Here is a 25,114-nt window from a genome sequence, read left to right as displayed (position 1 = left end):
GAGTCGCGAAAGCGTGTGGCGGAGCCGCAGGGGGCGGGGGCCAGGGGCGGAGCCGCGGGGGGCGGGGGCCAGGGGCGGAGCCGCAGGGGGCGGGGGCCAGGGGCGGAGCCGCAGGGGGCGGGGGCGGGGGCCGGGGGCGGCGGCGGATGAAGCTAGAGCACCACGAGGTGGTCGATGTGGATGAGTTCGCGCGCGTAGGCCTCGCCCAGCACCTCTCCCAGTGCCTCGGTGCTCAGGCCCTTCATGCGGTCGGCCTCCTCGGAGGAGAAGCCGGCGAATCCGCGCGCCACCAGATGACCGTCGCGTGAGACCAGGTCCACCGGCTCGCCCGCCTCGAAGTCGCCACGGATCTCAACCACGCCCGCCGCGAGCAGCGACGCCTGGCGTCCGCGCAGCGCCCGCACGGCGCCGTCGTCGAGCACGATTCCGCCGCGAGTCTTGGCCGCGTCTGCGAGCCACTGCAAGCGGGTGGTCTCGGGCTTGCCCGTCGGCAGGAACACGGTGCCCACGTCCTCACCGGCGAGGGCGCGCGCGGCATCGTCCGCCGCCGCAAGCACGGCCGTCACTCCCGAGTTGGTCGCGAGCGACGCGGCCTCGATCTTGGTGATCATGCCGCCCGTGCCCACCGCCGAGCCACGCCGGGAGATGTCGATGCCGTGCAGGTCGCGCGCGCCGTGCACCTCCGCGATGCGCCGCGCGCCCGGAGAATCGGGAGCCGCGGTGTACAGCGCGTCGACGTCGGTGAGCAGCACGAGGGCGTCCGCGCGCACGGCGGTCGCAACCAGCGCGGCCAGGCGGTCGTTGTCGCCAAAGCGAATCTCGTCGGTCGCCACCGTGTCGTTCTCATTGATGATGGGCACCACGCCGAGCGACAGCAGCGAGTCGAGCGCACGGCGCGCGTTGCCGTAGTGCGCCCGCCGGACCATATCGTCGGCGGTGAGCAGGACCTGGCCCACCGTGAGGCCGTAGCGCGCGAACGCGACGGTGTAGGCGTGGATGAGCTTGCCCTGTCCGACCGATGCGGCGGCCTGCTGGAGTTCAAGGTTGGTGGGACGCGCGGCGAGGCCAAGCGGGCCGATGCCGGCGGCGATGGATCCCGACGTCACCAGCAGCACCTCGCGGCCGTCGCGTCGCGCCTGGCCGAGCACGTCGACCAACGCGCCCAGGCGGGCCTCGTCGAGGGTGCCGTCGGGTCGCGTCAGGGACGAGGACCCGACCTTGACGACGATTCGACGTGACTGCGCCACGCGTGCGCGCGCCTCGCTCACCCTGACTCCCCTCGGACGTGCCCTACGGATCTGGGAGAAGGCTACTCGGCGTCGTCGGCCGGGTCCGTCCACTGACCGGCATCGCGCTCGGTCCACAGCTCCTCGCGGGCCGCGGCGCGCGCGTCCATGCGCTCCTTGAACTCCTGCCGCTTCTCCGCACGCGTCGCGCGGTGCTGGCGCTCGTGCTGCTCGATGCGGAGGTCGGAACCGCGCTGGCCCAGCAGCTCGGCGCCGGCCATCATGGTGGGCTCCCAGTCGAAGATGATGCCGCCCTGGCGCGGGCCGATGACGACCTCGCAACCGGGGGTCGCGCCTGCCTTGAACAGAGCGTTCTCGACGCCCGCCTTCGCGAGCCGATCCGCGAGATAGCCCACGGCCTCGTCGTTCGCGAAGTTGGTCTGGCGCACCCACCGCTCGACCTTGACGCCGCGCACCTGGTAGTAGTCCTCGACGCCGTCGCGCACGTGTGTGACGGTGAAGCCCGAGTCGTCGACCGCCTTGGGGCGGATGACGACGGGCGCCGGCTCGAGGACCGGCGCCTTCGCGCGCTCGTCGGCGACCATGCGGGCGAGCGCGAACCCCAGCTCCTTGAGTCCCTCGTGGCTCACGGCACTGACCTCGAAGATGGGCATGCCCCGCTCCTCGAGCTCGGGGCGCACGATCGCGGCAAGGTCACGGCCGTCGGGGACGTCGATCTTGTTGAGGATCACGATCTGCGGGCGCTCGGCGAGCGGCACGCCACTGATGGCCTCGTCACCCGAGTACGCGCGCAGCTCGCCCGAGATGATGTCGAGGTCGCGCAGCGGGTCGCGGTCCGTCTCGAGGGTCGCGGTGTCGAGCACGTGCGCGATCACCGAGCAGCGCTCGATGTGGCGCAGGAAGTCGTGTCCCAGTCCCTTGCCCTCCGAGGCGCCCTCGATGAGTCCGGGAACGTCGGCGACCGTGAAGCGGGTGCCGCCGGCCTCGACGACTCCCAGGTTGGGCACGAGCGTGGTGAAGGGATAGTCCGCGATCTTGGGGCGGACCTTGCTCATCGCGGCGATCAGCGAAGACTTGCCCGCGCTCGGGAAGCCCACGAGCGCGACATCGGCGATCGACTTGAGCTCGAGGATGACCGAGGCCTCCTCGCCCGGCTCGCCCAGGAGCGCGAAGCCGGGAGCCTTGCGCTTGACCGTGGCGAGGGCGGCATTACCCAGTCCCCCGCGGCCGCCCTCGGCGATCACGTACTCGGCGCCCTCTCCCACGAGGTCGGCGAGCACCTCGCCGTCGCGCGTCTTGACGATCGTGCCGTTGGGCACGCCCAGGCGCAGGTCGGGCGCGTTGGCGCCGTGACGCATGTCGCCTGCTCCCTGCTTGCCGTTCTCCGCGGTGCGGTGCGGGGAGTGGTGGTAGTCGAGCAGCGTGGTGACCTGGGCGGAGACCACGAGGATCACGGACCCGCCGCGACCACCGTTGCCGCCGTCGGGTCCGCCGAGCGGCTTGAACTTCTCGCGGTGCACGGAGGCGACGCCGTGGCCGCCGTTGCCCGCCGTGACGTGAAGCGTCACGCGGTCCACGAACGATGCCATGGTTCCTCCTGTGGGGACTGTCTCAGCCTAGAGACGCGTCAGGGGCGCTGCCTCACGGCGCGCCCCTGACTGACGTATGGGTGTCGAGTGCTTACGCCTCGACGATGTCGACGACCTTGCGGCCGCGACGCTGACCGAACTGGACCGAGCCGGCTGCGAGGGCGAACAGGGTGTCGTCCTTGCCGCGGCCCACGTTGTTGCCCGGGTGGAAGTGGGTGCCGCGCTGGCGAACGATGATCTCGCCGGCGTTGACGACCTGACCACCGAAGCGCTTGACGCCCAGGTACTGGGGGTTCGAATCGCGACCGTTGCGCGAGGAGCTCGCGCCCTTCTTGTGTGCCATGAGTGTCTCCTCGCTTACTTGATACCGGTGACCTTGAGGCGCGTCAGGTCCTGACGGTGCCCCAGGCGCTTGCGGTAGCCGGTCTTGTTCTTGAACTTGAGGATGGTGATCTTCGGGCCGCGCTCGTCGCGCACGACCTCGGCGGTCACCTTGACCTTGGACAGGGCCTTGGCGTCGGAGGTGACCTTGTCACCGTCGACCAGCAGCACCGGGGCAAGCTCGACAGTCGCGCCGGCAGCCGCCTTCAGGCGGTCCACCACGACGATGTCGCCCACGGAGACCTTCTCCTGGCGGCCACCAGCCTTCACAATCGCGTACACCATGATCTCTTCCTCATGAAACTCGTTGGTCGACCCCGATGGGGGTCAGATTCCTGCCGCAGCCGCTCCCGATGAGGGCGCAGGCAGGGCTTCAGCGCGTGGCGCGCCGACGTACAAATGTACCCGCTGGGCACCGCCCGGGTCAAACCCGGCGCGTCGCCCTTAGAGCACTACTGCTGCTCGGACTCCTCCGCTGCGGGAGCGTCCTCGGTGACCACGGCATCGTCCGATCCCTGGGCCGCCTCGGCGGCGGGCTCGGGCAGCACCACTGGCACCTCGATCACGGTCTCGGCGTCCGCCGCGTCCGTCACGACGTCATCGTGGTGGTGCGCCTTCTCGGCGGCCGCGGCGATCGACGCGAGCGTCGCCTTCACGGCGGCACGCGCCTCCTCACGGTCGTCGAGCGCGTGCGTCTCGACCTGCGCCGCGGCGTGCGCGTGCTGGTCCTTCTCAGACTGCTTGGGCTGCGACTGCTGGCCGCCCTGCTTCTGCTGTCCCGACTGTCCGCCCTGACCCGACGAGGAGCCCTGGTTCGACTGTCCGCCGCGCGAGCCGCGTGTGCGGCGCGCCTCGGGCTGCTTCTCGCTGGCCTCGGCCACGGGCTCGCCGTGGACCAGGAAGCCGCGACCCTTGCAGTGCTCGCAGGTCTCGGAGAACGCCTCGACGAGTCCCTGACCCACGCGCTTGCGGGTCATCTGGACCAGGCCAAGCGAGGTGACCTCGGCCACCTGGTGCTTGGTGCGGTCGCGCCCCAGGCACTCGATGAGTCGGCGCAGCACGCGGTCGCGGTTGGCCTCGAGCAGCATGTCGACGAAGTCGATGACGATGATGCCGCCGATGTCGCGCAGGCGCAGCTGGCGCACGATCTCCTCGGCAGCCTCGAGGTTGTTGAGCGTCATCGTCTCTTCGAGGGTGCCGCCCTTGCCCACGAACTTGCCGGTGTTGACGTCGATGACCGTCATGGCCTCGGTGCGGTCGATCACGAGCGAGCCGCCCGAGGGCAGCCACACCTTGCGGTCCATGCCCTTCGCGAGCTGCTCGTCGATGCGGGACTCCGCGAACACGTCGCGGTCCCCCACGAACTTGTGCAGGCGCGGCATGAGGTCGGGGGCGACCTGACCCACGTACATCGACAGCGAGTTCCACGTGTCGTCGCCCTGGATGGTGAGCGAGTCGAAGTCCTCGTTGAAGATGTCGCGCACGACGCGGATCGCCATGTCGGGCTCTCCACGCAGGAGCTTGGGGGCCTTGGAACCGCCCTTCGACTCGTCGAGGATGGTCTGCCACTGACGCTTGAGACGCTCGACGTCCGCGCGCAGCTCCTCCTCGGACGCGCCCTCGGCCGCCGTGCGCACGATCACGCCGGCGTCGGCCGGAATCACCTCGCGCAGCAGCTTCTTGAGGCGGTTGCGCTCGGTGTCGGGGAGCTTGCGGCTGATGCCGGTCACGCCGCCCGCGGGCACGTAGACCAGGAAGCGGCCGGCGAGGGAGATCTGCGACGTGACGCGCGCACCCTTGTGGCCAATCGGGTCCTTGGTGACCTGCACCATGACCGTGTCGCCCGGCTTGAGCGCGAGCTCGATGCGCTTGGCCTTGCCCTCAAGCCCCGCGGCGTCCCAGTTGACCTCGCCCGCGTACAGGACCGCGTTGCGTCCGCGGCCGATGTCGACGAACGCCGCCTCCATGCCGGGCAGCACGTTCTGCACGCGTCCCAGGTAGACGTTGCCTGCCATCGACTGCTGGGCCTGGTGCGACACGTAGTGCTCGACCAGGACGTCGTCCTCGAGCACCGCGATCTGCACGCGGCCGTCCTTCTCACGCACCACCATCGAGCGCTTGACGGACTCGCGGCGGGCGAGGAACTCGGCCTCTGAGATCACCGGGCGGCGGCGCTGGCCGTCGCGGCTGTCGCGGCGGCGCTGACGCTTGGCCTGCAGGCGGGTCGAGCCCTGCAGCTGGTCGTCGGATCCGCTCGAGCCGCCAGACGTCGAGGCGCCGGAGGACGAGCGCGATCCGCGGCTGCGGCGGCGCCTGCGGCGCGAACCGCCCTCGCCGTCACCGTCGCCGGAGTCACCCTCGTTGTCCCCGTCGGAGTCGGCGGAGTCGTCCGCCTGGTCATCCTGAGAGCCGGAGTCGCGCGAGGACGATGCCTCGGTGGGCTCGTCCTGGCCGTCGCCCTCGCCGTCGCTCGGGCGCTTCTTGCCGCGACCGCGGCCGCCCCTGCGACGGCGGCGGCGCGGGCCGCCGTCCTCGTCGATGTCGCCGTCGTCGTCGGACGCGGCGGAGTCCTGGTCGCCCTCGGCCTGCGGCGCGGGGGCGGCCTCGGCATCGGCGGTCTCGTCGGTGTCGACGGCGGCCTTGCGGCGGCGCGACGGACGCTTCTTGGCCGGAGCCGCGGCGGAGCCGTCGGCCCCGTCCTCGCCCTGCTCGGGCGCGACCTCGGCGGCCGCGGCATCGTCCGCCTCAACCTTCTTCTTCTTGCTCGTGGCGCGCTTGCGCTTGGGAGCGGCCGGCTCGTCACCCGCGGTGCGGTCCGCGGCGGGCGGCGGCGGGGCGAACGGGCTCGCCTGCGGCGCTGCCGTCACCGGCGGCGTCACCGCGGCCGGGGGTCCGGCGGGGGCCGAGGCCCTGCGCGAACGCGTGGGAACCGGCGCCTGGAAGATCGGCGCGGCGACGGGGCTGTCCTGGGTGGTGTTTTCCTCGCTCAAAGCGGGTACCTCGATTCGGGACCGCCCACACGCGGTCCCGACCTCATCGTCGTTCGCGATTCACTGGTCGTGATCGCGGAAGTCTGCTGGTCGCGGCGGACAGCGGCGTTCTCAAGCGCCCATCCCCGTTTTCTCCGTTGACGGGCCGTAGCCCACGGGATCGGGCGGGACTGGCAGCTATGTCTCTGCTGCGTCTGTCGCGCGGTGGGCACCCGGTGTGGCTGGGTGCCTGACCTACGGGACATTGTGTCACAGGCATGCCCGAAAGCGGGAAGCGGCGCGCTCGTGCCACGACTTCTCGCATACCCCGCCCTGCATCGGCCCTCTACCTGGGACGATGCCATCCCCCAGGTCCGATGCCGTTTCGTGACCGCGACCGGGACCAACGTCCCGGTGCGTGAATCGCTCGGGCCAAGTAGTTTTCACCCTAGGAAATCTAGGAGGTCCCCACCCCATGGAAGCTCTCGAGCTCGCGCGATGGCAGTTCGGCATCACGACCGTCTACCACTTCGTGCTCGTGCCCCTCACAATCGGGCTGTCCCTGCTGGTTGCCATCATGCAGACCGCATGGGTGCGCACCGGCAACGAGAAGTGGCTGCGCCTCACCAAGTTCTACGGCAAGCTCCTGCTCATCAACTTCGCGCTCGGCGTCGCGACCGGAATCGTGCAGGAGTTCCAGTTCGGCATGAACTGGTCCGAGTACTCGCGGTTCGTCGGCGACGTGTTCGGCGCGCCGCTCGCGATGGAGGCACTCCTCGCGTTCTTCCTGGAGTCCACGTTCCTGGGGCTGTGGATCTTCGGCTGGGACCGGCTTCCCAAGAAGGTCCACCTCATGACGGTGTGGGCCTTCTCGATCGGCTCGTTCCTGTCCGCGTACTTCATCATCGCGGCGAACTCGTGGATGCAGCACCCGGTGGGGGCCGAGTTCAACCCCGAGACCGGCCGCGCCGAGATGAACGACATCTTCGCGGTGCTCACCAATAACACCACCTTGGTGGCCTTCCCCCACGTGATCGCGACCGCGTTCCTGGTCGCGGGCACGTTCGTGTCCGGCATCGCCGTCTACTGGATGGTGCGCCACCACCGCGCCGACAAGAATCACGCCGACCTGCCGATGTACCGCACCGCCGCCAGGTTCGGCGCGGTCGTGATGATCATCGCCGGGCTCGGCGTGATCATCACCGGGGACATCCAGGCCAAGCTCATGTTCGAGCAGCAGCCCATCAAGATGGCGGCCGCCGAGGGGCTGGTGGAGACGGCCCAGCCGGCGCCGTTCTCGCTGCTGAGCGTCGGCAACCTCGCGGGCGACGACCCGGACTCGGTGCGCCACCTCATCGAGATTCCCGGCTTCCTGTCCTTCATGGCGACCGGCGACTGGAACGCCGAGGTCAAGGGCCTCAACGAGCTCCAGGAGATCTACGCAGAGCGCTACGGCGCGACCCTCGAGGACGGCACGGAGATCGAGTACCGCCCCAACCTCGCGGTCACGTACTGGTCCTTCCGCCTCATGATCGGCCTCGCGGTGTTCTCCGCGGCGCTCGCGCTGGGCGTCCTGTGGTTCACGCGCAAGAAGCGGGTGGACATGCCCGGTTGGATGCGCACGCTCGCGCTCGTGTCCCTGCCCATGCCGTTCCTCGCGGCCAGCTTCGGGTGGATCTTCACGGAGATGGGCCGCCAGCCCTTCGTGGTGGCACCCAACCCCACGGGCTCCGACCAGATCATGCTCATGACAATGTTCGGCTACTCGACCTCCGTCAGCGCGGGTGAGGTGCTCACCTCGATGATCAGCTTCACGGTGGTCTACGCCATCCTGGGCGTCTTCTGGTTCCGTCTCATCCAGCGCTATGCGGTCGAGGGTGCGCCGCAGGTGGAAGAGCCCCAAGTCCGGTCCGACGACGACTCGGCCAAGCCGCTGTCGTTCGCGTACTAAGGAGTCCCCCCATGGATCTCGCACTCGTCTGGTTCATCCTCATCGCGGTCCTGTGGACCGGCTACCTGGTCCTCGAGGGCTTCGACTTCGGCGTCGGCATGCTCATGCCGATCGTCGGCAAGACCAACCGCGGCCGCCGCGTCGCGCTCAACACGATCGGCCCCGTGTGGGACGGCAACGAGGTCTGGCTCCTCACCGCGGGCGGCGCGACCTTCGCGGCGTTCCCCGAGTGGTACGCGACCCTGTTCTCGGGCTTCTACCTGCCGCTTCTACTCATCCTGCTCGCGCTGATCGTGCGCGCCGTGGCGATCGAGTACCGCGGCAAGATCAACGACGAGTCCTGGCGCAACCGCTGGGACTGGGTCATCATCATCTCCGCGTGGGTGCCGTCGATCCTGTGGGGCGTCGCGTTCGCGAACCTCGTGCGCGGCGTGCCTCTCGACGCCGACCACCAGTTCATCGGGAACTTCTTCACGCTGCTCAACCCGTTTGCCCTGCTGGGCGGCGTGGTGACGCTAGTGCTGTTCCTCTCGCACGGCGCGATCTTCCTGTCGCTCAAGACGGGCGGGGTGATCCGCGAGCGGTCCGAGGCCGTCGCTCGACGCATGTCGCTCGCGGCGATCGTGGTCGCCGGCGTGTGGGCCGTGTGGGCGCAGCTCGCCTACTCGCGCAACACGTGGACCTGGGCGGCCGTGGCGCTCGCCGCCGTCGCGCTGGTCGCGGCCTGGGGATCCACGCTCAAGGGTCGCTTCGGGTGGGCGTTCACCGCGAACGCCGTCGCGATCGTCGGCGCCGTCGTGCTGATCTTCGGCGCGATGTACCCCAACGTCATGCCCGCGTCCAACGACGTCGCGAACTCGCTCACGATCGACAACGCGTCGTCGACGGACTACACGCTCATGGTGATGACGTGGGTCGCGGTGATCCTCACGCCCATCGTGCTCGCTTACCAGGCGTGGAGCTACTGGGTCTTCCGCCGTCGCCTGTCCGAGCACGACATCCCGGAGCACAACGAGCTCACCTTCGCGGCGAAGTCAGAGACCTCCGCCTAGATGCGTCCGCTCGATCCACGGCTCGTCCGTCGGATCGGCCCGGCCCGCCGTCACATCATCGTGACGGCGGGTTTGGGCTTTCTGACGGCCCTCCTCATCCTCGTCCAGGCGCTGCTCATCGCGCGCCTGCTCGCCCCCGTGCTCTCCCCCACCCCGCTCACCGACGACGGGCTGCGGTGGTGGGGCGGAGTTGTCCCCGAGTCCGCGCGCACCCTCGCGACCGGGCTGACGGCGCTGGCCGTGATCGTCGCGTTGCGCACGGCCCTCACGTGGCTCCAGGAGCGGCTCGCCCACCGTGCGGGCGTCCAGGTCGTGTCGCAGCTGCGCGAGATGGTGGTCGCCCACGTCGCCACGCTGGGCCCGCGCTGGGCGGCGGGCGGACGCACCGCCGACATCGCGACGCTCGTCACGCGCGGCCTCGACGATCTGCTGCCGTACTTCGTGCGCTACCTGCCGCAGCTCGCGCTCGCCGTCACCGTCACGCCGGTGATGATGGTCGTGGTCCTCGGCCTCGACTGGCTGTCCGCCGTCATCGTCATCGCGACCCTGCCGCTCGTGCCGGTCTTCATGGTGCTCGTGGGGCTGCTCACCCAGGAGAGGTCGGCGCGCCACCTCGAGGCGATGCAGCGGCTCGGCACGCGCACGCTCGACCTCATCGAGGGACTGCCGACGCTCAAGGCGCTCGGCCGCGAGCGCGGTCCCGCGGCGCGCGTGAGGGAACTGGGCGACGCGCAGCGCCGCGCGACGATGGGCTCGCTGCGGATCGCTTTCCTGTCCGGCATGGTGCTCGAGCTGCTCACCACGCTCGCCGTGGCGATCGTCGCCGTCACCATGGGCTTCCGCCTCATCGCCGGCGACATCGGCATCGAGACCGCGCTGGCGGTGCTGGTGCTCGCCCCGGAGGTCTACCTGCCCGTGCGCAACGTCGGCACCCACTTCCACGCCTCGGCGGACGGGCTCGCCGCCGCCGACGCCGCGTTCACGCTGCTCGACGAGTCCGACCCGACCCACGTCCGCGCGTCCCTGGGCGAGGCGCCGGACCCCCGCGGGCGAGAGCTGCGCGTCGACGGCCTGTCCGTCGCGACCCCCGACGGGGCGCGGCTGGCGCCCGCCGCGCTGTCCTTCACCGCCGCCCCGGGCGCGATCACCGTCCTGCGCGGCCCCAACGGCGAGGGCAAGTCCACCGCGCTCCTCGCCCTCACGGGACTGCTCGCGCCCGACGAGGGCACGGTCGCCGTGGGCGACACCCCCGTCCTGAGGGACGATGCCGCGGTCGCGTTGGACGGTTGGCTCGCCCACGTGGCGTGGGTGCCCCAGCGACCCGATCTGGGCCCCGCGGGGCGCACGCTGTCGCTCGGGCAGCGTCAGCGCCGCGCGCTCTCCCGCGCCTTCGACTCGGGTCGAGCGATCGTGCTGCTCGACGAGCCCACGTCTCACCTCGACCGCGAGTCTCGGGCCGAGGTCATCGCGGCGATCCGCTCGCTCGCCGACTCCGGCGCCACCGTCGTGGTCGCGACCCACGAACCCGAGGTGGTGGCCGCCGCGGATGCCATGGTGGAGGTCACGGGGGCGCTGACGTCGACCGTCGAGCCCGCGAACACCGGGGAGGACGCGTCATGAGCGCGGGAGACGTGCGCGTCGACTGGCGCGCGCTGCGCGAGGCCGTGCGTGACACGGGCCTGCGCGCGTGGCCGCTCACGCGCGCGGTGCTCGCGGGAACCGTCGCGCTCGGCTCGGCGGTCGGCCTGTCCGCGGTCGCGGCGTGGCTCATCGCCAAGGCCGCCCAGATGCCCTCCCCCGCCGATGTCGCGCTGGCCGCGACCATCGTGCGCACCTTCGGCGTCTCGCGCGGGCTCTTCCGCTATCTCGAGCGCCTCGCCTCTCACGACGCCGCGCTGCGCGGCGTGGTGACGCTGCGCGAACGCGTCTACGACCGCCTCGCAGGCTCGGGGGCGCGCACCGTCATGGGCCTGCGCCGCGGCGACATCGTCGCGCGCATGGGCGGCGACCTCGACGCCGTGGGCGACGTGGTCGTACGCGCGCTGATTCCGCTCGGCGTCGCGGTGACGGTGTCCGCGATCTCGATCGCGATCGTCGCCGTGCTGCTGCCCCTCGCCGGGGTCGTGCTCGCGGCGTGCCTGCTCGCCGCCGGGCTGGTCCCCGCAGTGCTGACCCTGCGCTCCGCACGTATCGCGGCCGTCGAGGGCACTAAGGCGCGGGCCGAGGTCACCGCGGCCGCGCTGTCCGCGATGGACGGCGCGACCGAGCACCGCGTGTGGGGCACCTCCTCCGCCGCCGCACGGGCCTTGCGCGACGCGGACGCCGATGCCGAGCACGCCCATGAGCTCGCCGCGCGGCCCGCGGCGTGGGCCGTCGGGGCGCAGTCGCTGTTCTCCGGGATCGCCCTCGTGGCGCTCGTGGGACTCGGCGTGCTCGCGGTGCGGGCGGGCGACCTCGAGGGCCCGCTCGCGGCGATCGTCGCGCTGCTGCCCCTCGCGGCCTTCGAGGCGGTGGGCGCGGTGCCGACCGCGGTGATGCAGCTCTTCCGCTCCGCGACGGCCGCGCACCGCCTGCGCTCCCTCACCCCTGCCGAGGGCGAGGCGACCGCGGACGCCACCCCGGCATCGTCCCCCTCCACCTCCCCCGCCACGCTGGAACTGCGCGACCTGCGGGCCGCCTGGCCCGGCATGACGCCCACCCGGCCCGTGACGGCGACCGTTCCGCCGGGAGGCGTGCTCGCGATCGTGGGCCGCTCCGGGATCGGCAAGACCACGCTGCTCACCACGATCGCCGGCGCGCTCGAGCCCGCAGGCGGCGCGGCGCTGCTGGGCGGAGCCGTCGTGACGCCTGCGCACACGGGGCACGCGATCGCCATGACCGCGGAGGACGCGCACGTGTTCGGCACCACGGTGCTCGAGAACCTGCGCGTCGCGCGCGGATCGGTCACGGAGGACGAGGCGTGGGACGTGCTCGAGCTCGTCGGGCTCGCGCCGTGGGTGCGGTCGCTTCCCGCCGGCCTCGACACGGAGCTGGGCGCGGACGGACGGTCCGTCTCGGGCGGTGAGCGGCGCCGGCTGCTGCTGGCCCGCACGGCGCTCGCCCCCGCGCCGGTGCTGCTGGTCGACGAGCCCGCGGAGCACCTCGACGCGGCGGGCGCTCTCGCGCTGCGCGCGCTGGTGTCACGGGTGCGCGGGGAAGGCCGTACGGTAGTCCTCGTCACTCACGACCTCGCGCTGCTCGACATCGCTGACCAGGTGGTGAGCCTCGATGGCTGAACCCAAACCCCGGAGGGAGCCGCCCGTGTCGGACGCGCTCACGGACGCGATCGTCTCGCTCAACACCCAGCTCGACCTGGGCCACACGCTCGACATGTTCCTCGAGGCGTCAATCACGCACACGGGGGCGAAGTTCGCCGCGATCAACGTGCTCGACAACGACGGCATCAGCGTCGACTTCCACTACAAGGGCATGGCTACCGGCGTGTGGGACAAGATCGGCCGCGCGCCCAACGCCGTGGGCGTGCTCGGCAAGATCCCGGACGAGGGCACCCTGGTGCTCGCCGACCTCACGCAGCACCCCGCATTCCGCGGGCTGCCCAAGGGGCACCCGCCCATGGGATCGTTCCTCGGCACGGCGCTGAAGGTGCGCGGCACCGTGTTCGGCTACCTCTACCTCGCGAGCAAGGACGGCGAGTTCACCGAGCGTGACGAGGCGGTGGTCGAGGCGCTCGCCGCCGCGGCCTCCGTCGCGATCGACAACGCCCAGCTCTACGAGAAGGCGCTCGAGCGCGAGCGGTGGCTCAGCGCGTCGCAGGACATCACCACCGCCCTGCTCGCGGACCCGGGGGACGAGGAGGCCTTCGAGCGCATCGTGTCCTCCGCCAAGGAGCTCGCGGGCGCGGTCAACGCCGCGCTCGTGCTGCCGGGCGTGGACGGCTCGTGGACGATGGAGATCACGTCGGGACCACGGGGCCAGGAGCTCCTGGGGCTGGTGCTTCCCGAGGAGGGCAGCGCGATCGCCTCGATCCGCAGCGGCACCGGAGTGATCGCGGCGGAGCCGCCTGGGACGATCGTGCTCGACGTGGTGCAGGCCTTCGGCCCGACCCTGTACGCGCCGCTGCACGCGGAGCACCGCACGGTGGGACTGCTCATGCTGTGGCGCGACCGCGGCATGTCGACGTTCACTCCCGACGACCTCGCGATCGCTCAGCGCTTCGCGAACCAGGCCGCCATGGCCTACTCCCTTGCGGAGCTCGCGCACGTCAAGAACATGACGACGGTGCTCGAGGACCGTCAGCGGCTCGCCGACGACCTCCACGACTTCGTGTCCCAGGAGCTCTTCGCGACCGCGATGCAGATCGAGTCGATCGCCGAGGATGTCGACATCCACCTGCGCGAGAGGATGCTGCGCACGCTCGAGCACGTCAAGCGCGCGCAGCGCGAGGTGCGCGGCGTCATGAGCTCTCTCGCGGGTCAGCGCACGTCCGAGCCGCTGTCGGAGCGCATCCGCCGCGAGATTGTCATGGCGACCGACTCGATGGGCTTCGCCCCGCGCGTCCAGGTCGACTGGGCCGAGGTCTCGCACGCGATCGCGGGCGACCCGTCGCTGTCCGACGACGTCGTGGCGGTCGTGCGCGAGATGCTGTCGAACGTGGCGCGTCACTCCAAGGCGACCGCGGTCAACATGGCGATTCGCGGCTCGGGCGGCCGCATCGTGGTGTCGGTGGCCGACGACGGAATCGGCCCCGCCGGCGCGACGAGCCGCCACTCCGGCACGTCCAACCTCGCCAACCGCGCGCTGCGTCGCAACGGCACGTTCACGCTCGCGCCCTTCCGGCCGGGAGCGCACCGTCCCGGCACGGTCGCCGAGTGGAACGTCGAGGCGGCGGGCTAACCCCGGAACGACTGCGCGCGCCTGGCGGTCGCCCACGCGACCACCTGGGTGCGACGCTGAAGCCCCATCTTCGCCAGCACGCTCGTCACGTGGTTCTTCACGGTCTTCTCCGCGATCCCCAGCTTCTCGGCGATCTCGCGGTTCGACAGCCCCGCGCCGACGAGGTCGAGCACGCGGCGCTCCATGGGCGTGAGGCGGGCCACGACGTCGTCCTCGTGGACGGCGATGTGCTGGCCGTGCTCGCGGCCGCTCGCGGCGTCGCGGACGGCCTGCAGGACCTCGGCGGAACCGGCGGTCTTCGCGAGGAACAGGTCGGCACCGGCGTTGCGCGCCGCGGCCTTCGCCTCGTCGTCGTCGTAGCTCGTGAGCACGACGATGTGGGTGTCGGGCAGCTTCGCGCGCACGTGGTGGATGACGTCGAGTCCGGTGCCGTCGGGAAGGCGAAGGTCGGACAGGATCACCTGCGGCCGCACGGCCTCGGCGCGGCGCACCGCCTGCGCGACCGTGGACGCCTCGGCGACGACGGCGATGCCGTCCGCCCGCTCGAGGATGTCGCAGATTCCGCGTCGCACGACCTCGTGGTCGTCGAGCACCAGCACCGTGATGTCAGACATAACGGGAATGGTACTCCGGACCTAGGACCCAGGATTCGCGCGACGCGCGCTCCACCTGCGCTGACACCGCGCACACCAGTGCGTCGACCGGCCGCCGATGCTCGCGCGGGTCAGCGGTGCACCGCACCGCGAGCACGGCTCCCCCGCCCTGCCGTACGCCTCGAGAGCCCGTGAGAAGTAGCCGGACTCGCCGTTGACGTTGACGTAGAGCGCATCAAAACTGGTGCCGCCCTGGTCGAGCGCGTCGCGCATCACGTCCTGAGTGGCCACCAGGAGCGCGCGGGCGGACGATGCCGTGAGGGCGTGCGCGGGACGCTCGGGATGGACGCGGGCGCGCCACAGCGCCTCGTCGGCGTAGATGTTCCCGATCCCGCTCACGACCGTCTGGTCGAGCAGCACCTGCTTGATGCCTCGCGTGCCCCTGCGCAGCGCGCGGCTGGCGGCGGCCAGGTCGAGCGCGGGATCGAGCGCGTCGCGGCCGATGTGCGCGACGGACGCCGGCACGAGCGGCAGCGGGGTGCCCTCGCCCCCGGGGCCTCCATCGGGGGTCGGCACCAGCGGCTCGACGTGGAGGTAGCCGAACGTGCGCTGGTCGAGAAAGTCGAGCGTGAGGTCGGGGTCGCCCAGGCCCAGGCGCGCGCGGCAATGCGGGTGCGGATCGGGCACGCCAGCCACCGCGGCATCGTGCACGCGAAACTGTCCCGACATCCCCAGGTGAGCCGACAGCGCGAGGACCGGGGCATCGTCCCCCGCGCGGGGCGCGACCTCGGCCCACAGGAACTTGCCGCGGCGCGCAAGCCGCGACAGGCGCAGGCCGGTGAGCTCGGCGGCGAACTCCGCGGCGCCGCCCGGCAGCAGGCGCACGCACGAGTCGCGGCGAACCTCGACGGCGTCGATGCGCGCGCCGGTGACGAGCGTGGAGAGGCCGCGACGGACCGTCTCGACCTCGGGGAGTTCGGGCACCGGGGTGTCCTACGCGTCGGACGTGATCGCGGCGTAGGCCTCCGCGGCGGCGTCCTGCTCGGCGTGCTTCTTGGCGGAGCCGGTGCCGGTGCCGCGCGGCTCTCCCGCGATGAGCACCGTCGCGGTGAAGGACCGCGCGTGGTCGGGGCCCTCGCCCACGACCGAGTACACCGGGCTTCCCAGTCCGCGCTCGGCGCAGGCCTCCTGAAGCGACGTCTTCCAGTCGAGGGCGACGCCCGAAAGGGCCGCCGCCTCGAGGCTGGGGCCCACGAGGCGCAGGATCACGTCGCGGGCGACGTCCATGCCGTGGGTGAGGTAGACGGCGCCGAAGATGGCCTCGAGAGCGTCGCACAGGATCGATTCCTTGTCGCGACCGCCGGTGGTGCGCTCCCCTTGCCCAGGAGGATGCACGGGCCCAACTCGATGTCGCGCGCGACCTTCGCGAGGGAGCGTTGAGACACGCATGCGGCCCGCATCTTTGCGAGCTCGCCCTCGGGCAGGTCGGGGTGCGCGTGGTACAGCTTGTCCGTGACGACGATTCCGAGGACGGAGTCGCCCAGGAACTCGAGGCGCTCGTTGGTGGGCAGGCCACCGGCCTCGTATGCGAACGAACGGTGCGTGAGCGCGAGAATCAGCAGGTCGGGGTCCACGGGGACACCCAACCTGCTGATCAGGGCGTCAGCTGACTGCTGCCCTGGAATACTCATCTGCTCGCGTCACGCCGCAGGGCGTGCGACGCTCAGGCGCCGTGCTCGGTGCGCAGAGCCTCGACGTACTGACGACCGTTGTAGGCGCCGCACGACGGGCACGCGGTGTGCTGGAGCTTCTCAGCCTTGCACTGGGGGCACGCGCTGAGGTTGGCAGCGGTCGTCTTCCACTGCGAGCGACGTGCACGCGTGTTGCTGCGCGACATCTTGCGCTTGGGAACAGCCACGGCTAACTCTCTTTCTCGTCGGTCAAACTTTGCAATGCGGCCCACCTCGGGTCCAGCACCTCGTGCGTGTGGTCGGGATCATCCGCGAGTCGCGCGCCGCATTGGTCGCACAGCCCGGGGCAATCCGGTCCACACAGGGGCGTGAACGGGAGGCTCGTCACCACCGCGTCTCGCACCACGCCCTCCAGTTCCAGGTGTTCACCGTCGAACTGGAAGACGTCCTCCGAGTCTTCGTCCTCGACAGCGGTGCGCGAGTCGGAGTACTCGAACAGTCCCTGGACGGGGGCGGCTACTTCGAGCCGCACCTCGTCGAGGCATCGTCCGCATTCCCCGATCGCCGTCCCACTGACGGTTCCGGAGACCCAGATGCCCTCCTGCACGGATTCGAGGCTCAGCTCGAGCCTCACCTCCGCGCCTTCGGGCACGCCGATCAACTCGGTGCCGAGGACCGCGGGGGCCGGGAACACCTCGGAGACGATTCGCTGCGCCCCTGGGCGCCGCACCATGTCTCGGAGAGAGAAGGTGTACGGCGAGGGTGCAGGGCGTGAAGTGTGAGCCACACGCGCCTCCTGAGTGATCCGGTCCGCGGGGACCTCGGCCCGCGCCTGTTCGGCAGGGCCAGCGCACCACTGTACGCGATGCGGGGTGCTCGGCTCAACCTCGAGCGCTTCTCGGCCCGGCGCTCGTTCCCTGCCCGAGCCCCCGCCCCCTCGAATCCCGCCGCAGGCCCCTCGAATCCCGCCTCAACCCCCTCGAATCCCAGCCTCAACCCCGCAATGGGACACTGACGGTCGCTTCTGCGAAGTCCGTGCCTCCCATGGGACGGTGAATGTCGCTACGCGCGCAGCGGGGAAACTCAGCCGCGCTCGGCGGCGAGGGCCGCGCGCACGGCGTCAACCACGCCGTCCGGGACGTAGCGCCCAATCGATCCGCCGTGGCGCGCCACGTCCCTCACGAGCGAGGACGCGACGTGACTCAGCGCGTTGTCGCCCGTGATGAAGACCGTCTCGATCCCCGTCAGCGAGCGGTTCATGAGCGCCATGGGGCGCTCGTAGTCGTAGTCGGCGCCGCCGCGCAGCCCCTTGACGATCACGCCCGCGCCGATTCCCTTGCAGAAGTCCACGAGCAGCCCGTCGACCGCGACCACCTCGACCCCCTCGATCGGGGCGACCGCGCGCCGCGCGAGCTCCACGCGGGTGTCGAGGTCGAGCAGGGGGTCTTGGTCGAGTTGTGTGCGACCGCAATCACCACCCGCGAGAACATCGATCGCGCTCGTGTCGCGATGTCGACGTGACCCCACGTCACGGGGTCAAAGGTGCCAGGAAAGACGGCTGTGGTCATGCCTCGACGCTACCGCCGTGCGCCGTGCCCTCCAACTCGGCGTGAGGTGCGTCACCCCGCGGCTCGGCGTAATGGATCGCGGTCTCGCCATAGGCCTTCGAGGCGGTCTGCGCGAGCGCATCCGGCCAGGGTGCGGACCCCGCGCGTGAGGACCACTCGAGCACCATCACGCCTCCCTGCGCGAGGTGCGGCGCCGCCTCCGCGAGCACCGCCGCGAGCTCGTCGCGTGCGATGTCGTAGGGCGGGTCGAGCAGGATGATGTCGTACGGCGAGCCGTCCCGCGAGAGGAAGGCCCGCACGCGCTCCTTGGCGATCCGCACCGCGTCGCCCGCGCCCAGGTCGCGCGCATTGGCGCGCAGCACCGAGGCCGCGCGAGAGTCGGCCTCGACCAGCGTGGCATGGGCGGCGCCGCGGCTGAGCGCCTCGAGCCCCAGCGCACCCGAGCCGGCGAACAGGTCGAGCACGCGAGCGCCGCGCAGGAAGTCCCCGTGATCGAGGCGGCTGAAGACGGCCTCGCGCACGCGGTCCGTCGTGGGACGGGTGCCGCGCGGCGGCACGGCGAGCCGGCGGCCGCCCCAGCGGCCCGCGATGATCCTCGTCACCGGACCAGCCTACGGGTCACGGCGCGACGCGACGCAGCACCTCCAAGCATGCGCGTGCGTTGTGATACGGGCACTTCCATGGACCCATCTTGACGTCTCCGCCGCCATCAGACCGGGGCGTGTTGCTCGCGTCCAGGCGCGCAAACCACTCTCCCCCTCGCGATCGATCACGTGGCGCTCGATGTAGTCCCACGCGCGCAGCGCCGCGGCACGGTCCTCGGCCCGGCCCGCCAGCTGGAAGGCGTTGAGCCATCCCACGACGCCCTCGGCCTGCGGCCACCAGTGGCGGTCGAGGTCCGTAGGCCCCGCATGAGTGCCCGCGTACAGCACCGCGCCGTCGGCGGCCACGCCGCGGTGACGCACCGCCTCGGCGAGATCCAGCGCCGCCTCGCGCGTGCGCCACTCGAGATCGGCATCGTCGAGGCCCCACGCCGCGAGCGCCTCCCACGCATCCCACAGCAGCCAGGACCCCTCGATGTCGTGGCCGTACGAGACGCCGTCCGAGCGGCTGTCCCAGCTCTCGTCGAAGTACAGCGCGCAGTGAGGGAAGGGCGCGGCCTGCATCACGCTGTCGAGCACGGTGCGCAGCAGCGTCTCGAGCGACTCAGCGACAGTGGGCGACGAGGACGCACGCAGCAGCTCCGTGAGCGCCTCGAGAACGTGAAGGTTCGTGTTCATCGACTTGGGCACGTCGGGGTCAACCTCCGACAAAGCCATCCGGTCGGTGGGGGTCCAGTCGCGCGCGAGGGCCTCGATGTAGCCGCCGTACTCGCGGTCGCGGGCGCTCGCATCCACTGCCGCGGCGAGCCACAGCGCGCGCTCGAGAGCGGAGTCGTCCCCCGTCACCCGCGCCCAGCACGCGAGCGCGTAGACGGCGAAGGCCTGGGCATAGACCTGCTTGCGGTCGTCCACGACGGCGCCCGACGCGTCGAGCGACCAGTACACGCCACCGTGCTGCACGTCCCACATTGGGCCCGTGAGGACGTCGAGCGCCCGGCGCGCGGTCGAGAGGTGTCGCTCGCGGTGCGTGGGCACGGCCTCCGCGGCCGCCGCGAACGTCCACAGGATCCTCGCCGCGAGCACCGAGTGGCGCGGCAAGTGGTCGAGGTAGTCGAGCCCGCCCGAGACTCCCCGCGCAGGCTGCCGTCCTCGGCGAAGGCGTGTGCCTCCCAGAACGGCAGGATCCCTCCCGCGAGCTCGCGCTGGGCGAGATCACGCAGGACCGCGAGCTGACGATCGGAGTTGATGACTTCGGGCATGCGCAAAACTGTAAACGCTCACAACCGGGACTCGTGCACGCACTCTCGACTCCTCAACGAGGCGCCTCGGCGGTCGATGGGGAACGCTCACGCTACGTTCCTGTCAGGGCGCGCGGTCCGCACCCACTAACCGCGCTCGAGGTACTTCTCGCGCTCCGGATCGAGCATGTCGGCGATCGCCGCGGCGAGCTCGGGGTGCGTCGCGAGCGTGGGATCGGCCGCCACGAGCGCGACGGCCTCCTCGCGTGCCTGCTCGATCACGGCGGCGTCCTTCACCACGCGCAACAGGCGCAGCGAGTTGCGGCCACCCGACTGCGCCGCGCCCAGCACGTCTCCCTCGCGACGCAGCTCGAGATCACGCTCGGCGAGCACGAACCCGTCGGTGGTCGCGGCGAGAGCGCTCAGGCGCTCGTGCGCGAGCGTGCCCTCCTCGGCATGCGACACGAGCAGGCAGATGCTGGGCTCGCTACCGCGCCCCACGCGACCGCGCAGCTGATGGAGCTGAGAGATCCCGAAGTGCTGAGCGTCCAGGATCACCATCGCCGTGGCCTCGGGCACATCCACGCCCACCTCGATCACCGTGGTCGACACGAGCACGGGTGCCTCGCCCGAGGCGAAGCGGGCCATCGCGGCGTCCTTCTCGTCGGAGGACAGCCGGCCATGCATCACGCCGATCCCGATCCCCGCGAGCGCGGGCGTCTCGCGCAGTGCCGCTGCCACCTCGACCACCGCCGCCAGCGGCGGCCGGGACGGCTGCTCGCCCGCGGCATCGTCCGCCGCCACCTCCGCGTCGAGAGGGGTCTCCTCCTCTGGCTCGGCGTCGTCGCCATCGATGCGCGGGCACACGACGTAGGCACGCCCGCCGCGCTCGACCTCCTCACGCACGCGCGTCCAGATCCGCTCGATCCACGCCGCGTTTCCCGCCGGCACGAGGTGGGTCACGGTGTCCTGGCGGCCGGCGGGGCGGTCGCTCAGCACCGAGGTTTCGAGGTCCCCGAAGACGGTCATCGCCACCGTGCGCGGAATCGGGGTGGCCGTCATGACGAGAGTGTGGGGGACGCGGGTGCCCCGCTCGCGCAGGGCGTCGCGCTGCTCGACGCCAAAGCGGTGCTGCTCGTCGACCACCACGAGGCCGAGGTCGGCGAACTGCACGGTCTCGCTCAGCAGGGCGTGGGTGCCCACCACGATGCCCGCCGCCCCCGAGGCTGCCTCCGCGAGCGCGGCGCGCCTCTCGCGCGATCCCTGTGAGCCGGTGAGGAGCACGATCCGCGTCGCGTCGTCGGCGGCGGTCAGCATGCCGCCGTCCGCGAGCGGACCCATCAGCGCGCGCAGGGACCGCGCGTGCTGCGCCGCGAGCACCTCGGTGGGGGCAAGCAACGCGGCCTGGCCCCCGCGTCGACCACCTGGAGCATCGCGCGCAGCGCCACGACGGTCTTGCCCGCGCCCACGTCGCCCTGCAGGAGGCGGAGCATCGGCGTCGACCGCGCAAGGTCGGCTGCGAGGGCCTCGCCCACCTCCCGTTGGCCCGCGGTGAGGTCGTACGGCAGCCTCGCGTCGAGGGCCGCGACCAGCCCACCGCTGCGAGGCGGCCGCGGGGTCGCGGCGAGCGCCTCGTGATCGGCGCGCCTGCGCGCGAGCGCCGTCTGCAGGACGAGCGCCTCCTCGAAACGCAATCGGGCGCGCCCACGCCGGTGGTCGCCCACGGCCTCGGGGACGTGCACCAGGCGGAGAGCCTCGAGCAGGGTCGGAAATCCGCGACGCTCGCGCAGGTCGAGCGGCAGGGGGTCGGGAACGTCCGCCTCGGTGAGGGGATCGAGCACCGCGCGCACGGCCCTGCCGATCCTCCAGGTGGGGACCGATGCCGCGGCCGGGTACAGCGGAATAGGCCGGGAAGCCTCCGCCATCGCGGCGTCCTCGTCCGCGGCGTCGACACCGACGATGAGGTAGTCGGGGTGGGTGAGCTGGCGCCGGCCGCGGTAGTCGCCCACGGTGCCGGTGAACAGTCCGCGACGCCCGGGCCGCAGCTTGTCCTCGTGCATGCGCAGCACGCCCGCGCGCTTGGCGAAGAAGGTCAGTTGCAGGGTGTCCGTGCCGTCCGTCACCACCGCCTCGAGCATCGCGCCACCACGAGAGCGCATCTGACGAACGGTCGCGGTGCGCACCTCCGCCATGACGGTGACGTGCTCGCCCGGGGTGAGCTCGGCGAGCCGCGTGAACTCCCCCGGCGCGCCATAGCGGCGCGGGTAATGGCGCAGCAGGTCCCCGACCGTCACCAGCCCCAGCTTCTCCAGCGACCCCGCGGCGCGGGCGCCCAGCACCTTCGCGAGCGGCTCGTCGAGTCGACCGGTCATCGAGGAGTGGCCTCGACACCGATGAGGATGGGCGGCCACTCGTGACCACCCTCGTAGACCGCGACCTCCGCGCCGGGAGCGCGCGCCTCGATCGAGGCGCTCACCGACTGCGCCACCGAGTCGTCGACGCCGCGCGCGAGGATGAGGGTGACGACTTCGGTGCGGGAGTCAACCAGCCGGTCGAGGTCCTCGTCGAGAGCGTCGCCCGTGCTCTCCCCCACCGCGGTGGCGGCGACGGCGGCGGCCATCAGGTCCGCCACCTCCTCGCCGGGGGTGGCGAGCGCCGATGCCGCGACGGCGGCCACCACATGCGCCTCGTGGGCGGCGTCGAGCACCACCAGATGCGGCTTGCCGCGCTTCGCCTCGAGGGCGCGGGCCACCGCAAGCAGGGCGGGGTCGCCCGCGACCACGATCGCCTCCGCTCCCGAGGCGTCGCGCACCGCGCGAGAGGTCGCGGCGGTGCAGCGCGCCGGGATCGGGAACCACGAGCACCACGGCGCCGGCGTCAGCCAGCGGCTCGGCGAGCCCCGCGCACGTCGTGAGCGCGACCACTCCGGTCGCGGTGCGGTCGTGGACGATGCTCATCGCGATCGAACGCACCACGATCTGCCGCGCGGTAGCGCCGGCGGCCACCGCGACCGCTCGCGCGGGATGATCCGTGTGGACATGGGCGTGGAGCAGACCCACTCCCGCCGTGACGGTGACGGAGTCGCCCAGCGCGCCGAGCGCGCGAGCGATCGCCGCGCGTCCGGCCTCCTCCTTCTCGACCACGAACATGACCTCGTAGGCCCCGCCGTGCTCGGCGCCATGGCCGGGATGGCCCGGCTGCACCACACGGTGACGCCTGCCCGGAAGCTCCCACGCCACCTCGGGGTGGTCCGCGAGGGCGTCGGGGCCCGCGATCGCCTCGGCGAGCCGCTCGAGCTGGAGCACCAGGGCGGCGGCACCCGCATCGACCACGCCCGCATCGCGCGCGCTCGGAAGCTGCTCCGTGGTGCGCACGAGCGCCTCGCGCGCGCCGTCGACCGCCGCCACGATCACCTCCGCGCGTCCGCCTCGCGCGGCCGAGACGTCGGTCGCGGCGGCGGCCGCCGCCCTCGCGACGGAGAGGATCGTGCCCTCCACCGGCGTGCTCACCGCACCGTAGGCTGCCTCGGCCGCGACTGCGAGCGACTGCGCGATGGCGTGCGCGTCGACGGACTCGATGCCTCCACGCTCGTCCATGACGCGCAAGAGGGCGCTGAGGTACTGGCTCACGATCACGCCGGAGTTGCCGCGCGCTCCCACGAGCACGCCGCGCGCGAACGCGGCGGCGACGTCGCGATGGGTCGCGTCGGCGGGCAGGCGCGCGATTGCGCGGTTGCCCTCCTGCAGCGTGAGATAGACGTTGGTGCCGGTGTCGGAGTCCGCGACGGGGAACACGTTGATCGCGTCGAGGCGGCCGCGGGAACGATGCACCGCGTCGAGTCCGGAGCCCAGCCAGCGGCGCAGGGTGTGCGCTTCGCTCACGGGTCACCTCCGGTCGGGGGCGTGGGGATGCGCCCGCGTACTATCGTGGCACGACACGCCGACACCGGCGGGCCGCGCGCCGCGTCGAGCACCCCACGGGTTTGCCGCCCGGGCTGGTCGTCGGTTACGCTAGTGCGGTTGCCCGATCATCCGGGCCCCCAAGCTTTGCGGGTCGACCCTTCGACCTGCGCCATTAACGAGGAGAACTATCGTGGCTGCCACCTGCGACGTCTGCGCCAAGGGACCGTCCTTCGGTCACAGCATCTCGCACTCCCACCGCCGCACCAAGCGTCGCTGGAACCCCAACATCCAGCGCGTGCGCGCCGTGGTCGCGGGTACCCCCAAGCGCCTCAACGTGTGCACCTCGTGCCTCAAGGCCGGCAAGGTTCAGCGCGCCATCTGATGGATGCGCGCGCCGGCGTGCACCGGCGCGGCTGATCGCCGCCTCTCCCAAAACGGACGTCCCATCGGGGCGTCCGTTTTGCTGTCCGCCGCGGGTCCGGGGTTGACCCGCGGGCTATCCGCCGAAGTGGTCCCAGCCATGGTCGACAGGCGTCTCGCCATCGACCCGCACGCCCGAGAAGGCGTCGGTGGTCTCACCCACCACGGTCCATCCCGCCGGCACGGCCGCCTCGCGGGGGAACACGGCCAGCATGTGGTGGTCCTCTCCCCGGTGAGGGCCCACGGGCGCGGGTCGACCAGCAACTCGATCGCCGCAAACCGCGCCCCCTCGTGCACGGGGACGTCATCCGACCGCAGCGCGATTCCCACCTCCGAGGCTCGCGCGATGCGACCCGCGTCCCGCACCAGTCCGTCGGAGATGTCCATGAGCGCCGTGGCGCCGTGCAGCGCGGCCTCGAGTCCCGCGCCGATCCGGGGGCGCGGGCGCAGGAACAGGCCGATGCTCTCCTCGTCGATGCGCCTGCCCTCGGTGAGTTGGACGTAGCCCGCCGCGGCCGCCCCGAGCGGCCCGGAGACCGCCACGACCTGGCCGGGCAGGGCATCGGCCCGTGTGATGGGCTGCGTGCCGTGCGTCTCGCCCAGCACGGTGACGGAGATCGCGATCTCCCTCGCGCCGGACAGGTCGCCGCCCACGACGCCCACGCCGTGCGGCTCGCACGCCTCACGCAGTCCGTCGGCGAAGCGCAGCACCCAGTCCGCGTCGAGGGTGGGCGGCGCCGCGAGCGTCACCTGCAGCGCGGTGGGGACCGCGCCCATCGCGTCGATGTCCGCGAGGTTCTGCATCGCCGCGCGCCATCCGACGTCCTCGGGGCTCGACCAGTCGAGCCGGAAGTGCCTGTCCTGGATGAGGACGTCCGAGGAGACCACCAGGTCCCCGTCGATCGCCAGCACCGCGGCATCGTCGCCGGGGCCCAACACCTCCGCGTCGCTCACGGGTAGCCGCGGGACGAATGCCGCGATGAGCGCGTCCTCCCCCATCTCGCCAATGCTCGCCATG

The 25,114-nt window shown here is 71.6% G+C and carries 23 protein-coding genes and 2 pseudogenes; 6 read left to right on the top strand and 19 right to left on the bottom strand.

Annotated features, from left to right (window positions below; all coding sequences use genetic code 11):
* Nucleotides 1-152: 152 nt before the first annotated feature.
* From proB to QUE44_RS01630, 5 genes are all read right to left on the bottom strand, one after another.
* On the bottom strand, nt 153-1,268 hold the full coding sequence (gene proB / locus QUE44_RS01650) for a glutamate 5-kinase (RefSeq protein ID WP_286215519.1): 1,116 nt from the start codon (nt 1,266-1,268) through the stop codon (nt 153-155).
* A 41-nt stretch (nt 1,269-1,309) separates the two neighbouring features.
* Nucleotides 1,310-2,836, bottom strand: a complete 1,527-nt coding sequence (obgE, locus tag QUE44_RS01645; protein ID WP_286215518.1) for a GTPase ObgE — start codon at nt 2,834-2,836, stop codon at nt 1,310-1,312.
* A gap of 91 nt (nt 2,837-2,927) precedes the next feature.
* Nucleotides 2,928-3,179: a 50S ribosomal protein L27 gene (rpmA, locus tag QUE44_RS01640; RefSeq protein WP_286215517.1), complete on the bottom strand. Its 252-nt coding sequence runs from the start codon at nt 3,177-3,179 to the stop codon at nt 2,928-2,930.
* A 14-nt stretch (nt 3,180-3,193) separates the two neighbouring features.
* Nucleotides 3,194-3,502, bottom strand: a complete 309-nt coding sequence (gene rplU, locus QUE44_RS01635) for a 50S ribosomal protein L21 (protein WP_286215516.1) — start codon at nt 3,500-3,502, stop codon at nt 3,194-3,196.
* 167 nt (nt 3,503-3,669) lie between these two features.
* On the bottom strand, nt 3,670-6,207 hold the full coding sequence (locus tag QUE44_RS01630; RefSeq protein WP_345380177.1) for an Rne/Rng family ribonuclease: 2,538 nt from the start codon (nt 6,205-6,207) through the stop codon (nt 3,670-3,672).
* 454 nt (nt 6,208-6,661) lie between these two features.
* On the opposite strand from QUE44_RS01630, the gene QUE44_RS01625 reads away from it, so the two are divergent.
* From QUE44_RS01625 to QUE44_RS01605, 5 genes are read left to right on the top strand one after another with little or no spacing between them, the layout of a single operon-like run.
* Nucleotides 6,662-8,137 carry a cytochrome ubiquinol oxidase subunit I gene (locus tag QUE44_RS01625; protein WP_286215515.1) on the top strand — a complete coding sequence of 492 codons (1,476 nt, stop codon included), beginning with the start codon at nt 6,662-6,664 and terminating at the stop codon, nt 8,135-8,137.
* An 11-nt stretch (nt 8,138-8,148) separates the two neighbouring features.
* Complete coding sequence (gene cydB, locus QUE44_RS01620; RefSeq protein ID WP_286215513.1) at nt 8,149-9,189, top strand: cytochrome d ubiquinol oxidase subunit II; 1,041 nt, start codon at nt 8,149-8,151, stop codon at nt 9,187-9,189.
* Nucleotides 9,190-10,809: an ABC transporter ATP-binding protein/permease gene (locus QUE44_RS01615; protein WP_286215511.1), complete on the top strand. Its 1,620-nt coding sequence runs from the start codon at nt 9,190-9,192 to the stop codon at nt 10,807-10,809.
* The gene (gene cydC, locus QUE44_RS01610) at nt 10,806-12,464 is read left to right on the top strand and encodes a thiol reductant ABC exporter subunit CydC (protein WP_286215509.1); all 1,659 of its coding nucleotides are present in this window, start codon (nt 10,806-10,808) and stop codon (nt 12,462-12,464) included. Before QUE44_RS01615 ends, cydC begins: the two co-directional genes overlap by 4 nt.
* 25 nt (nt 12,465-12,489) lie before the next feature.
* Complete coding sequence (locus QUE44_RS01605; protein WP_286215507.1) at nt 12,490-14,082, top strand: GAF domain-containing sensor histidine kinase; 1,593 nt, start codon at nt 12,490-12,492, stop codon at nt 14,080-14,082.
* On the opposite strand, the gene QUE44_RS01600 is transcribed toward QUE44_RS01605, so the two are convergent.
* The 13 genes and pseudogenes from QUE44_RS01600 to QUE44_RS01550 form a co-directional block, all read right to left on the bottom strand.
* On the bottom strand, nt 14,079-14,696 hold the full coding sequence (locus QUE44_RS01600) for a response regulator (protein WP_286215505.1): 618 nt from the start codon (nt 14,694-14,696) through the stop codon (nt 14,079-14,081). The genes QUE44_RS01605 and QUE44_RS01600 overlap by 4 nt on opposite strands.
* A gap of 21 nt (nt 14,697-14,717) precedes the next feature.
* Nucleotides 14,718-15,659 carry a bifunctional DNA-formamidopyrimidine glycosylase/DNA-(apurinic or apyrimidinic site) lyase gene (gene mutM, locus QUE44_RS01595; RefSeq protein WP_286215504.1) on the bottom strand — a complete coding sequence of 314 codons (942 nt, stop codon included), beginning with the start codon at nt 15,657-15,659 and terminating at the stop codon, nt 14,718-14,720.
* 9 nt (nt 15,660-15,668) lie between these two features.
* Nucleotides 15,669-15,962 (bottom strand): putative dsRNA-binding protein, encoded by a 294-nt coding sequence (locus QUE44_RS14320; protein ID WP_433997191.1) that lies wholly within the window; start codon nt 15,960-15,962, stop codon nt 15,669-15,671.
* Between the two features lie 27 nt (nt 15,963-15,989).
* A pseudogene (locus QUE44_RS14315) lies at nt 15,990-16,366 on the bottom strand (ribonuclease III family protein); the annotation flags it as partial.
* Between the two features lie 32 nt (nt 16,367-16,398).
* The gene (gene rpmF / locus QUE44_RS01585) at nt 16,399-16,593 is read right to left on the bottom strand and encodes a 50S ribosomal protein L32 (RefSeq protein ID WP_286215503.1); all 195 of its coding nucleotides are present in this window, start codon (nt 16,591-16,593) and stop codon (nt 16,399-16,401) included.
* A gap of 2 nt (nt 16,594-16,595) precedes the next feature.
* Nucleotides 16,596-17,099: a YceD family protein gene (locus QUE44_RS01580; protein WP_286215502.1), complete on the bottom strand. Its 504-nt coding sequence runs from the start codon at nt 17,097-17,099 to the stop codon at nt 16,596-16,598.
* Nucleotides 17,100-17,449: 350 nt separating this feature from the next.
* Nucleotides 17,450-17,740, bottom strand: a complete 291-nt coding sequence (locus tag QUE44_RS13860) for a hypothetical protein (RefSeq protein ID WP_350226864.1) — start codon at nt 17,738-17,740, stop codon at nt 17,450-17,452.
* Entirely contained in the window at nt 17,683-17,934 is a 252-nt protein-coding gene (locus QUE44_RS13855) for an adenylyltransferase/cytidyltransferase family protein (protein WP_350226863.1), read from the bottom strand. Before QUE44_RS13855 ends, QUE44_RS13860 begins: the two co-directional genes overlap by 58 nt.
* On the bottom strand, nt 17,931-18,536 hold the full coding sequence (rsmD, locus tag QUE44_RS01570) for a 16S rRNA (guanine(966)-N(2))-methyltransferase RsmD (protein WP_286215501.1): 606 nt from the start codon (nt 18,534-18,536) through the stop codon (nt 17,931-17,933). The genes QUE44_RS13855 and rsmD overlap by 4 nt, the downstream gene beginning before the upstream one ends.
* A gap of 9 nt (nt 18,537-18,545) precedes the next feature.
* Nucleotides 18,546-19,634: an AGE family epimerase/isomerase gene (locus QUE44_RS01565; protein WP_286215500.1), complete on the bottom strand. Its 1,089-nt coding sequence runs from the start codon at nt 19,632-19,634 to the stop codon at nt 18,546-18,548.
* 287 nt (nt 19,635-19,921) lie between these two features.
* A pseudogene (locus tag QUE44_RS01560) lies at nt 19,922-22,146 on the bottom strand (ATP-dependent DNA helicase RecG).
* Nucleotides 22,143-22,394, bottom strand: coding sequence for a hypothetical protein (locus tag QUE44_RS01555; RefSeq protein WP_286215499.1), 252 nt, complete (start codon nt 22,392-22,394; stop codon nt 22,143-22,145). Before QUE44_RS01555 ends, QUE44_RS01560 begins: the two are co-directional and overlap by 4 nt.
* Nucleotides 22,315-23,655 (bottom strand): DAK2 domain-containing protein, encoded by a 1,341-nt coding sequence (locus QUE44_RS01550; RefSeq protein ID WP_286215498.1) that lies wholly within the window; start codon nt 23,653-23,655, stop codon nt 22,315-22,317. Before QUE44_RS01550 ends, QUE44_RS01555 begins: the two co-directional genes overlap by 80 nt.
* 211 nt (nt 23,656-23,866) lie before the next feature.
* Here QUE44_RS01550 and rpmB point away from each other — a divergent pair, with 211 nt between their 5' ends.
* Nucleotides 23,867-24,058, top strand: coding sequence for a 50S ribosomal protein L28 (gene rpmB / locus QUE44_RS01545; RefSeq protein WP_042216526.1), 192 nt, complete (start codon nt 23,867-23,869; stop codon nt 24,056-24,058).
* Here the strand turns inward: rpmB and thiL are convergent.
* Nucleotides 24,043-25,113, bottom strand: a complete 1,071-nt coding sequence (gene thiL, locus QUE44_RS01540) for a thiamine-phosphate kinase (RefSeq protein ID WP_286215497.1) — start codon at nt 25,111-25,113, stop codon at nt 24,043-24,045. The genes rpmB and thiL overlap by 16 nt on opposite strands.
* Nucleotide 25,114: the final 1 nt, after the last annotated feature.

The organism is Demequina sediminis (assembly GCF_030296675.1).
GTDB classification, from domain to species: Bacteria; Actinomycetota; Actinomycetes; order Actinomycetales; family Demequinaceae; genus Demequina; species Demequina sediminis.
This window is presented reverse-complemented; position numbering and strand designations above follow the sequence as displayed.